Below are 9,653 nucleotides of genomic sequence, written 5' to 3' on the forward strand. Positions count from 1 at the left end.
TTGTATTAAAAAAAACCATGTCAACTTCAGGCAAAACTTGCGCATGAATAAAAAAATCATCGATTGGGATGATTACGATGGAACCAATGGTTCTTCTTTGGCGAGCTACCATAATGACCTGCTAACGCGATTTAATTTTACAAAATGCAAAGATAACCGACTGCAAAAATAAATGCAATTTGTTTCAACTCTCTCGAAACCCGCATGTGGCTTGCTTCGTTTTGCTTATACTGTACAAAAATACGGTTTAACCAAAACGACAAAAAGTGCAGTAGAAGTTCAATACGAAAACTTCTAACCTAACGCGATGTTGCGTGAAGCAACTGACTTTATCCAGCAACAAAAATCGTCCTATCGTTGCCTACTGGACTTGATCCGGTATCCAGAATTCACCTTTAAGCCTGTCAACTCTAGATGCTGGATCAAGTCCAACATGACAGCTTAGTAGGCCTCAGCCTACTCCAAGGGCAAGCGTAAGCTCACCCTCACTCCACCTTCAGGCAAATTCTCCAAACCAACCTCACCACCATGCAAGCTAATGACCTCGCGCACAAACGGCAATCCCAAACCCGTGCTCTTCGCCGCATCAGCTCTAGGCAGTGAATAAAAACGCTCAAAGATTTTGGCTATGGCGTAAGCAGGAATACCGCTGCCTTGGTCGTCTATGTATAAAGTAAAACTGTTGCCGTTTAATTGCTGATGCAAGCGAATTTCAGCACCATGTGGGCTGAAAGCGATGGCGTTGTCGATGAGATTGCCAATTGCTTGACGCAGTAAGAGTGGATCGCCCTGTATGGTTTGGGCTTGCACATCAAATTGGATGCGTAAGTTTTTGCGGGCGATAGCGTCGCTGAAATCGATTAGTACCTGATCGAGTAAATCAACGATGTTGATGCTAGTAATTTGGCTTAATTGCTGTTGCTTCTCGACTTTGATCAATTCTAAAAGCTTATCGATCAATTGTTTTTGGCGTTGATTTTGCTCGATGATGTTGTTGAGAAATTTGCTGCGTTCGGCGGCTGGTGGGTCTTCGCTGAGCAATTCCGCCGAGCCTTGTATCGCTGCGATTGGGCTCTTTAATTCATGCGCAAGCGTGTGCATCAGGGTTTCTACATATTCCTTACCTTCGAGTTTGTGTCGCATACTTTCTAGCGCGCGGCCTAGTTCGCCGATCTCGTTATTGCCTAGCTTTGGCAAGCTGATTTTATCGTCTCGTTCTACGGCTTGCGCATAGTTGCGCAATTGCTGTAGCGAGCGATTGAGCCACCAAGAAAAGCCTATGCCGATGATCAAAGAGGCGAGCAAGATCCAAAAGCTGCGTTGCAAGATTTTTTTCTGACTGCGTTCGATGAATGGGCCTATGGTGGAAGTCGCTTTGGCGACGGTCAAGACGCCGATAATTTTTCTTGCTTGCCCCGTTTGATTGTTGTCTAGAATAGGCGCGGCCACATGCATGACGGAACTATTTTCATCATTCGGATCGGTGCGGGTGCTGCGGGCACCGTATTGGCCGCGCAAGGTCAGATACACGTCATTCCAACGCGCATAACTTTTGCCTACATCTTTTTGCTCAGTATCAAAAATCACGATACCTTTTGCATCGGTAATATAGATACGGTAATCGAGGCTGGCTTTGCGCACCCCACTGATTTCGACATCAACGCTGCGATCGGCATAATTTTGCATGCGTTGTAGTAATGCCAGATGTTGGATGTCGCCATTCTTGACATCTTCGGCCACGAGTTGCGCGAGTAATTGCGCGGTATCGACCAAAGTGTCTTCTAAGGTAGCACGCACCCCAGGTCTGACTTCGGCGACAAACACATTTAAGACAAACCAGGCTGCTAAGCCCAGAATCAGAAAATAACTGAGTAAAATCCGCAGGCCGATTTTCATAGTCTAGGCTAGTGCAATGCTGTATCCCATGCCGCGATGGGTTTGGATAGGGTCATCTTGAGCGTTGATCAATTTGAGTTTAGCGCGTAAAGATTTGATGTGCGTATCGACAGTTCTGTCCATGGTGTTGGCAGCATTGGTCCAAACTAAATCCATCAATTGCGCGCGCGAGAATAAGAAATTAGGCCGCTCGATTAAGGTCTTGAGCAAGAGATATTCATAACGCGTTAAGGTCAAACACGCGCCATAATAAAAAATCCGCGCCTCATCAGCGCGCAATTCAAAACGCTCTGGCACTTGGTCAATAGGAGTCTCGGCCGCAACCGGCAATAATTGACGGCGCAAGATTGCACGTACACGCGCCACTAATTCACGTGGGGAAAATGGTTTCGTCACATAATCATCAGCACCAATTTCCAAGCCAACGATGCGATCAATTTCATCACCGCGCGCGGTTAAAAAAATCACTGGCGTCTGACAAAATTGTCGTAATCGACGGCAGATTTCAAAGCCATTGAGATCTGGCAAACCCACATCCAAGACGATCAAAGCAATCTTGCTCTGATCCGTTTGCAGCATATCCAGTGCGGTCTGCCCCAAGCTCACATGCACAGGCGTGAAGCCATCTGTCGCTAAGGCGTAACACAAGTTTTGCGCAATGGCGACTTCATCTTCGACAATCAAAATAGTTTGCGACATAATCTGAGGTAGACTTTATTCAGTAGGGAGTTAGGGTGTTAATGGTAGCAGATGCTGCAGGCGCTGAATGCACGCAAGTCGTCTCCAAACTTGAATCTTTAATGCTTATTAATGAACGACATTTACAAAGGCCAAGTATGTCACAACTAGTTCGTGTCGCCATTGGTGAAGATTTTCCGGAAATTCAATGGCCGGCTTGCTGCCCGGAATGCGGCACTACCAAGTCGCTCATTCGCAACACCAGTCGGCTAGGTAAAGTCAAATCGATACGCCCGAATTTACTTGGCGGCATGACGATGAAAAGCGAGATCATGTATCTCAATTACTGGATTTGTCCAGAGCACGCAGCCGAGACCAGATGGGCAAATCGTCTATTAGAAAAAAGCCCAGTCATGCATTTGATTCGATTTGTCTTTTATCTGGGCGCGCTGTTTGCCCTCGGCTTATTACTTGGCCCGCGTCGTTTGGCAACTTTCCCAGACTTGGGTCCGCTACTCGCCTTGCCCTTGATTGGGATACTTGGTGTTGCTAGTCTGATCTGGGCAAGAATCGCGACCAGCTTGTGGCCGATTCGTTTTGATCCGGATCAGGATGTGATTGAAATCCAATTCCGACAAGCGCCTTACGCCACCCGCTTCCGCGTCATGAACCGCGAAGCAACCAGCGCACAAAATACGGAAGAAACGCCGTGGTTTAAGCGCAGTCTATTGTGGAAAGTGGTCGTGATTGTGGTGTTTCTCATGTTCATGGCGCAATTGATGAAATAAGCTATTTCATCATCGCTGCATATGCGAGCTTTTTAAACTCAAACGAATACGGATGCCAGAACGCCATTTGGCGCTGTGTCATCAATAGCCCCGCGATATTGTGGCGTGGTGAAATCCACCAATGGGTGCCGGCCAAACCGCCCCATTCAAATTCACCCTCGGCATGCTCCGGATCATTTTGACTCGGGCGCAAAGTTACTGCACCGCCGAGACCAAAGCCTTTACCCGGCACATCGCCGACGCCAGGGAAGGCAATGCCCCACCCCGCTGGCAAGTGATTTTGCATCATCAACTGTATTGATTCTGGCTTCAATACCGCATGACCACCCGGTAAGAAACTGCGCATCAATGCCAGCATGTCGCGCATACTCGACACCAGACCACCGCCACCTGAGAAGCGAGGAATCGGTCTTAAATAGGCCTCGGGATAAGGCGACTTTTCTAATCGTTTGAGATCACGATTGAGTGTGTTCATCGTATCGCTACCGGAATAATAAGCGGTGAGGCGATCATGTTTATGTGGAGGAACCCAGAAGCCGGTATCGTTCATGCCTAAGGGCGCCAAAATATGGGCGTGCAAATACACGTCAAAATTATCACCGCTGACCACTTCCACCAAGCGCGCCAACACGTCAGTCGCGATCGAGTATTCCCAACGCTCACCCGGGTGAAAACTGAGTGGCAATTCTTCCAGTATGTTGATGAGTTCAGATAAAGGCTCAAAGGCATTTAAAACTTTGCGCTCGACATAAGCTTTATAAATCGTGCTGCCATGATCGAGCAAGCCGTAACTCAAACCTGAAGTATGCGTTAGTAATTGGCGCACAGTGATGGCAGAACGGGCTGGCTCGGTTTGACTGATGTCGCTTGCACCGGGAATCAAAACCTGACGTTTGCCAAGTTGTGGCAAATAGATTTCCACAGCATCATCCAAGCCCAATTTGCCTTGTTCAATCAATTGCATGATCGCCATGGAGGTAACAAGCTTGGTGTTCGAAAACACGCGAAACAAATGATCGTGACGCAAAGGAATTTGATTTTCGATATCAGCCCAACCCGCCGCATGGAAATGCACCAAATCTTGCCCCGACAAAATCGCAGACGACACGCCAGAGAGAATTTTTCTATCGACATAGCTTTGCATAGCAGGCGCAATCGCGCTGAAATCGTGGTGACTAGGTGTGATGATCATGGGTAAATGTCGTCAAAAGTTTGGTTGAGGGCGTCAAAAGCTGGTATTTTAGCCGCTCAGGTACTCAACGCCAAACCAAGATGACAAACTGGACTCAAGCACAGGCTTTAGATTTTTTACGCGACTTATTTAAAGCCGCCGTTGCTGCTGTCGATCCGCGTCACTGTTTGCCACCGCATCTACCGCCTTTTCCCGCTAGCGGGCGCTGCATTGTGCTTGGTGCAGGTAAGGCAGCAGCATCGATGGCGCAGGCATTGGAACAGCATTGGTTGGCCTCAGGTTTGAATGCGTCCTCAAGTGATCTGGCGCGTTTAAGTGGCATGGTGATTGTGCCGTATGGCTATGGTTTGCCTTGCAATCACATTCAAATTCGCGAAGCTGCGCATCCCGTACCCGATCAGGCTGGCTATCAAGCCGCATGTGACTTGCTAGCCTCGGTGCAAAACCTCAACGCCAACGATACCGTAATTTGCTTATTGTCCGGTGGTGGTTCATCGCTGATGAGCTTACCCGCGCCAGGCATTAGTCTGGCGGAGAAACGAGAGATCAATCGTGCCTTGCTTCGCAGCGGTGCGCGAATTCATGAAATCAATTGTGTCCGCAAACACTTGTCTGCGATTAAAGGTGGACGTTTAGCTTTAGCGTGTGCACCCGCGCAAGTGCTGACCTATATCATCTCTGATGTGGCGGGCGACGATGCGAGTATCATCGCCAGCGGTCCAACACTGGCGGATGCCAGCACCGGTGTTGATGCGCTAGAGATCTTACAGCGTTATGCAATTCCAACTTCGCCTGCTGTACTCGCCCATCTGCAACAGGCGTCATCAGAAACACCAAAGCCAGATCACCGGGCATTCATCAAGCCGCACGTTCACATCATCGCCAATGCGCAAACGGCTCTGCAAGCGGCTGCAAATTGGGCTCAGTCAAAAGGCGTAGAGGTAGAGATTTTATCGGATCGCTTAGAAGGAGAAGCACGTGAGCTGGGGTTTGCTCATGCGCGGTTGGCAACTGAATTGAAAACTAAGTTCGCAACCAAGTTCGCAACTAAGTTCGCAGACCAGAGTCATCAACGTCCGTATCTATTGCTCTCAGGTGGCGAAACTACTGTCACCGTCAAAGGCAGCGGGCGCGGTGGACGCAATACCGAATATCTCTTAAGTCTCTGCCAAAACCTAAACGGTCATGCCGGAATTTACGCCCTAGCCGCAGATACTGATGGACGCGACGGCAGTGAGCAAAACGCGGGAGCATGGTGTACGCCGGATAGCTTGCAACAAGCGGCAGCCTTGTCACTATCGGCGACTACAAGCTTAGCGAATAACGATGCTTATACATTTTTTGCCGCGCTCGATGCTTTGTTGGTGACCGGACCGACTTACAATAATGTGAATGATTTTCGGGCGATTTTAATTTTGTGAGCTTGAAATCATGCGTTGCACTTGCTGATTTCTTAGTGATTATTCGCTCGTGTTCGCATCGTGTTCAAACTAGCGTTCAAGCGACTTCAGCAGAGCCGGTATCGCGTCAATTCCAGATTGCGCCTTGACGCTAAGCGGTGTTTTACCAGTCAACCATGATGCTCGAAGTACCTCAGATTCTAATTGTTGTTCTGCACTAAGTTTTGTTTCGAGTTGCGCCATGTGTGCGAGCAGTTGTTTTGAGGGTTCTGGCATCGTCGCTTTGAGTAACAACGCTAAAGCGTAGCTCTTCACCAGATTCGGTGAAGAGGAATTTGAAAAGTAATTGGACAAATACGCGGTCGCCGCCATGTTGCCTTGTCGTGAGGCACGTTCCCACCAAATCGCGGCATTTTGACTATCACGCATTTTTGCAAAGTGCATCCCGACGTCGAATTGTGCCAAGTCATAACCAGCTTCGGCAGCTCGCATTTTGAACTTGTGTGCATCGGCTTCATTAACGGGAACAGCACCCGGAAATTGACCCGCCAAATAGCAACCCACCTTGTAGGAGGCAAGCTCGTGCCCTAAGTCTGCAGCCTCAGAAAAATATTGAAAGGCGGCCTTGTTATCACGAGCGGTACCGATACCGTTATTCAAAAACATCCCAAGATTGTATTTGACGTCAGCGTTACCACTAGTGGCTAATGCGGAGAGTCGCGTGAACATCATCTCTTTAGAGATCTCTTCTGCCGTCGCAGGTGATAGGGAAATAATGGAGCTGAAAATCAGGAGATATTTGATGAATTGCATGAATTTTCTTAGGACGAAAAGTAAGTGAGTTACCGCAACGAACCGCATATTACACGACGTCGATCTCATTGAGCTACCAGCGAGATCCTTGATCAGAATGGTCAATGACGAATTATTGAATGTTTGCCTAAGCCCTACATTTCAACACCACCCATCCAGAATCCACGTTGGCTCTGAATCAGAAACAACGCAGTCGAAGGGTAGGCGTAACTTGCGCTGCCGAAATACAAGCGCGATTTGGCTATATGCGGCGTCGGTGAAACCTGCTTTATGGTGCGAGCTAGGGCATACCGAATTTGACTGTTTTAGTTGTTGTCGCATTTCCCATCGTGACCGTATCCGTATTCGAGATCGAAAGAAGACTCGACCAACTGCCAGTAAGTATCATTGATAAAACTAAGATTTTAAAAGCCTGAAAATAGGTGATGGTCTTTAAACCGAAAACATCTGGCATCGTTGTGTTCCAGAGCCATTTTAAAATCCATATGAGGATAAATACCCCAATGATCATTAATGGAATCAAAATCCAGGGTGAAAAGAAATTCATCTACGCCTCCTTTAGATTGTATTGTGTCTATATAATTTATAAAAATACATACTATCTTGGATATATCTAAAAGGCAATTTATTTCAAGCATATCAAACCGGCTAGAAGGGTAGTTTGCTTGCTCTGCCCTCCGACTTCAAATACTTACACACTCTCGTTTGCCGACGTTGGCTGGTAGCACATACACGGTCACCTGACGCGTCAAAACCTGCAACTGTTAAAAAAGAAGGCGCATACCAGCCTGCGTTACCAGCAATGACAATCTATGCCGAACTCAAAAAATCCACATGGCTATTTACGTTAACCCACTATAAGTCATTCAAAAATGAGATATGCTCAATCCAATTACCACCCTTGTAGAATCGGATCTCCGCATTAGCAATGCCTAAATGCAACACATCGGTCAGACTTGTTTTTAAACAAAACAAATAGTGCAGAGTCACACTAGACAGTCCCTGCGAGTTTACTTCTAACAGCAGTTTTCCGGAGTCAGCGCCTATGAACGACACCCAAGCAATCTCAGATCTGAGTAAGTCGGTCGCGATTAACCAAGGTTTGAAACAAGTCGTCGATATCTCCCATCAAATTAATTTGGTCGCAATGAATGCGATTTTGGTAGCGAAGCGCGCTGGCGCTCAGTCCGCGGGCTTTAAAGTGGTGGCAATGGAGCTCAGGATGTTCAGCCAAAAAATGGAAGAGAGCATGGACAAACTCAGTTTGATGATCTTTCAACTGGTTCGCCGTATTGCTGATTTACGTAAATTAGAAAAAAACCTGCGCTCAATCACGACTACCATGCAAAAAAACGCCAATGGCGCACATAAGTTTGAGTATGCCTACACACACAAACAGAGCGCCTACCAAAAGTTGAAAGATGCTACTGATCTTGAGTGGCACACCTTGGAGAAAGAAATTCGTCGTTCACTCAATCTCTGTAGTTCCGGTGCCATGCTGTCACACAACGCGCGCATCGAAGCCGCCTACGGCGGCAGCATGCTAGCCGACATGCAGCAAGTAGCGGGACGTATTGAAGAGATTATGAATCAAGCGATTTTTCATCTGAAACAATTAACCAAATCGACCAGATCCTCATGAAAAAATACCAAACTATTTTCGAACAAGGTAACCATCAATGGGCTGTCATTACACGCGATCCTGAAAAGCCTGACTATCTGATCGATACCAACGAATATCTGGTGATTCAAGGTGATAAAGCGATATTGACCGACCCGGGTGGGATGGAAATTTTTCCAGAAGTTTTTTCCGCGATCAATACCGAATTCGATGCGAGAAACATCCAAGCTTTATTTTCTTCGCATCAAGATCCTGATGTCATTTCCTCGCTCGCTTTATGGTTAGATTTCAATCCCAACTTACAGTGCTATCTGAGTTGGCTGTGGAGCTCGTTCATTCCTCACTTTGGCGGCAACGCCACAACTTTTATATCGATACCAGATGACGGCTTAGATATTCAATTGGGACGTTTGCGTTTGCGTGCGGTACCAGCGCATTATCTGCATTCGTCTGGCAATTTCAACTTATACGATCCGGCCGCAAAAATTCTGTTTTCAGGTGACATCGGCGCCGCGCTTTTACCGCCCGGAGAAGACGATTTATTCGTCAAAGATTTTGATCGCCACGTCCGCCATGCCGAAGGATTTCATCGCCGCTGGATGGGCTCGAATGAGGCCAAATTAGATTGGTGCTGTCGCGTGCAAGATCTGGAAATCGATATGCTGTGCCCACAACACGGTGCAATTTATCAAGGTGCCGATGTGATGCGCTTTATCAATTGGTTCTCGGATTTGCAAATCGGCACGGGGATACGGCGGTAAGTAGTCAACCAGCCTTTGAACATAACTATGTGGGAAGTATGGCCCAATGTATTGCGCCTTACCCGTTTGTCATACTCATCAGAAGAATGATCAACACTGGCAGGCCGACCAACAAACCTAACATCCAAAACGCACCAGCCCGCTTTGCAAGATTGAGTGTCCAACCCATCCACGGAACCGACTTCGGAACCCATGTCCGGCTATCTTTTTTACTAAAATACAGTCCGGCAGACCAATTCTCAGGATTAGACCATTCTGCATTGTTGGTTTCTGTTTGGTTCATCTTACCCTCCGTTTATTCACTAATTTAACTCTGAAAAACAAGTACTAGCTTGAGCATTTGAACATGACAATGAATTTTAGTCAGCTCAAGTTTCGTAGATCCTATGATAAAGAAAGAGTCGACAAGCAAATAACAATCCTTAAAATAAAAGCTCGACCAATTAAATCAAGGAGAACGACATGCTTGCGACTCTTAGGAATGATTTTACTGCAGAAAAAGTG

9 protein-coding genes are annotated in these 9,653 nt (G+C 47.1%); 4 read left to right on the forward strand and 5 right to left on the reverse strand.

The features are described from left to right. Positions 1-456: 456 nt before the first annotated feature. The gene (creC, locus tag H8K52_RS20195) at positions 457-1,896 is read right to left on the reverse strand and encodes a two-component system sensor histidine kinase CreC (protein ID WP_186924718.1); all 1,440 of its coding nucleotides are present in this window, start codon (positions 1,894-1,896) and stop codon (positions 457-459) included. Positions 1,897-1,899: 3 nt separating this feature from the next. Then, positions 1,900-2,595, reverse strand: coding sequence for a two-component system response regulator CreB (creB, locus tag H8K52_RS20200; RefSeq protein ID WP_222613866.1), 696 nt, complete (start codon positions 2,593-2,595; stop codon positions 1,900-1,902). A 137-nt stretch (positions 2,596-2,732) separates the two neighbouring features. Here creB and H8K52_RS20205 point away from each other — a divergent pair, with 137 nt between their 5' ends. Then, a complete protein-coding gene (locus H8K52_RS20205) occupies positions 2,733-3,362 on the forward strand; it encodes a hypothetical protein (RefSeq protein WP_186924719.1) in 630 nt (209 codons plus the stop codon). 1 nt (position 3,363) lies between these two features. Here H8K52_RS20205 and H8K52_RS20210 read toward each other — a convergent pair whose 3' ends face one another. Further along, positions 3,364-4,554: a serine hydrolase domain-containing protein gene (locus H8K52_RS20210; RefSeq protein WP_222613867.1), complete on the reverse strand. Its 1,191-nt coding sequence runs from the start codon at positions 4,552-4,554 to the stop codon at positions 3,364-3,366. 80 nt (positions 4,555-4,634) lie between these two features. On the opposite strand from H8K52_RS20210, the gene H8K52_RS20215 reads away from it, so the two are divergent. Further along, positions 4,635-5,975, forward strand: coding sequence for a glycerate kinase type-2 family protein (locus H8K52_RS20215; protein ID WP_186924720.1), 1,341 nt, complete (start codon positions 4,635-4,637; stop codon positions 5,973-5,975). Positions 5,976-6,044: 69 nt separating this feature from the next. Here the strand turns inward: H8K52_RS20215 and H8K52_RS20220 are convergent, their stop codons facing one another. Further along, positions 6,045-6,767, reverse strand: a complete 723-nt coding sequence (locus H8K52_RS20220) for a tetratricopeptide repeat protein (RefSeq protein WP_186924721.1) — start codon at positions 6,765-6,767, stop codon at positions 6,045-6,047. Positions 6,768-7,812: 1,045 nt separating this feature from the next. On the opposite strand from H8K52_RS20220, the gene H8K52_RS20225 reads away from it, so the two are divergent. Further along, positions 7,813-8,409 carry a methyl-accepting chemotaxis protein gene (locus tag H8K52_RS20225; RefSeq protein WP_186924722.1) on the forward strand — a complete coding sequence of 199 codons (597 nt, stop codon included), beginning with the start codon at positions 7,813-7,815 and terminating at the stop codon, positions 8,407-8,409. Beyond that, a complete protein-coding gene (locus tag H8K52_RS20230; RefSeq protein ID WP_186924723.1) occupies positions 8,406-9,149 on the forward strand; it encodes an oxygen-binding di-iron domain-containing protein in 744 nt (247 codons plus the stop codon). The genes H8K52_RS20225 and H8K52_RS20230 overlap by 4 nt, the downstream gene beginning before the upstream one ends. 58 nt (positions 9,150-9,207) lie before the next feature. Here H8K52_RS20230 and H8K52_RS20235 read toward each other — a convergent pair whose 3' ends face one another. Beyond that, a complete protein-coding gene (locus tag H8K52_RS20235; protein WP_186924724.1) occupies positions 9,208-9,432 on the reverse strand; it encodes a DUF5808 domain-containing protein in 225 nt (74 codons plus the stop codon). Positions 9,433-9,653: the final 221 nt, after the last annotated feature.

The organism is Affinundibacterium seohonense (genome assembly GCF_014284305.1).
Lineage (GTDB): Bacteria > Pseudomonadota > Gammaproteobacteria > Burkholderiales > Burkholderiaceae_D > Undibacterium > Undibacterium seohonense.

Excerpts from the sequence above, each read along its gene's own strand:
- H8K52_RS20210 (WP_222613867.1), bottom strand. The coding sequence starts at position 4,554 with ATGATCATCACACCTAGTCACCACGATTTCAGCGCGATTGCGCCTGCT.
- H8K52_RS20225 (WP_186924722.1), top strand. The coding sequence starts at position 7,813 with ATGAACGACACCCAAGCAATCTCAGATCTGAGTAAGTCGGTCGCGATT.
- creB (WP_222613866.1), bottom strand. The coding sequence starts at position 2,595 with ATGTCGCAAACTATTTTGATTGTCGAAGATGAAGTCGCCATTGCGCAA.
- H8K52_RS20205 (WP_186924719.1), top strand. The coding sequence starts at position 2,733 with ATGTCACAACTAGTTCGTGTCGCCATTGGTGAAGATTTTCCGGAAATT.
- creC (WP_186924718.1), bottom strand. The coding sequence starts at position 1,896 with ATGAAAATCGGCCTGCGGATTTTACTCAGTTATTTTCTGATTCTGGGC.
- H8K52_RS20235 (WP_186924724.1), bottom strand. The coding sequence starts at position 9,432 with ATGAACCAAACAGAAACCAACAATGCAGAATGGTCTAATCCTGAGAAT.
- H8K52_RS20220 (WP_186924721.1), bottom strand. The coding sequence starts at position 6,767 with ATGCAATTCATCAAATATCTCCTGATTTTCAGCTCCATTATTTCCCTA.
- H8K52_RS20215 (WP_186924720.1), top strand. The coding sequence starts at position 4,635 with ATGACAAACTGGACTCAAGCACAGGCTTTAGATTTTTTACGCGACTTA.
- H8K52_RS20230 (WP_186924723.1), top strand. The coding sequence starts at position 8,406 with ATGAAAAAATACCAAACTATTTTCGAACAAGGTAACCATCAATGGGCT.